General features: G+C 29.4%; 2 protein-coding genes. Both read left to right on the forward strand.

Features of this window, described 5'->3' with window-relative positions:
• Nucleotides 1-275: 275 nt before the first annotated feature.
• Nucleotides 276-752 (forward strand): DinB family protein, encoded by a 477-nt coding sequence (locus D1970_RS21980; protein ID WP_181213345.1) that lies wholly within the window; start codon nt 276-278, stop codon nt 750-752.
• Between the two features lie 28 nt (nt 753-780).
• The coding region (locus D1970_RS21985; RefSeq protein WP_142921053.1) for a hypothetical protein at nt 781-1,005 on the forward strand (225 nt) is incomplete at its 3' end.

Raw genomic sequence — 1,005 nt, forward strand, 5'->3', positions numbered from 1 at the left:
ACAAGGAACATAAATAATCAATCTTTTTTATAAAAGAATAATGGGAATAAGTATGATAAGAGCATGTTTTGTTACAAAGCTACAGTGTTTGTTTATGATCAAAAATGTTGTATTTTAAATAAAAAATTCGTTTAAAAGAAAATAAAGTTGTTTAACAATCGAGATGGTCTGATGGAAGTTCATACCATCTTTATTTATTTCATATATAATGAAAGGACGCAATATTCCGATATTTATTTTATTAAAATAAGGGTAGAAATAAGGAGAACGATATTGTGCAAAAGAGAAAAGAACAAATAATACTTCACTTTGAAAAAACAATTTCTTGGGTTGAAAAATTGAATCATGTAACAGAAGATGAATGGAGAACACCTATTGCATATAATAAATGGACATTAGCTGAAATTGTTGGGCATTTTAAGTTTTGGGACGAGTTTGTTCTGTTTCAAAGATTACCGTATTTCTTTGAAAATAAACCATTACCAAAAGCACCAGATGTAAACCTAATGAATCACCAATCATCTATTCTTAGTAAAAAAAATTCAAAAGAAGCAACCATCTTTAAATTTATCGAGTGCAGAAGAAATCTTATTAAGGCTATAAATAATTTATCTAATGACTTATGGAATAGTGAATTTTTTATTGGGGATAGTTCCTATATTTTAGCAAGTTACTTTGAAAGTCAGGTAGAACATGATCTACATCATTTTAATCAAATTCATCAAAAGTTGCCTCGTCTCTCTCTCCAATAAAATGGGGGCTAAAAACGGATTTTACAAGATGGATATTCATAATAATAAGCCTATTCGTCTATTTACCGTACCGGGGAACGGAGGAGAAATTTTTCTTGTTGATGATGAAAATATTTACTTCTATATCGAGCCGGAAAATTCTCAAGGAAGTCAAGGAAGGCTTTATTCATTATCTCTTAAGAGTAATAGAGATAAAAAACTTAATGATGATATGCATTACATGAGTATAGAGGGAGTAGATGGTCAGTTTCTT

Source organism: Mesobacillus zeae, assembly GCF_003570705.1.
GTDB classification, from domain to species: domain Bacteria; phylum Bacillota; class Bacilli; order Bacillales; family Cytobacillaceae; genus Mesobacillus_C; species Mesobacillus_C zeae.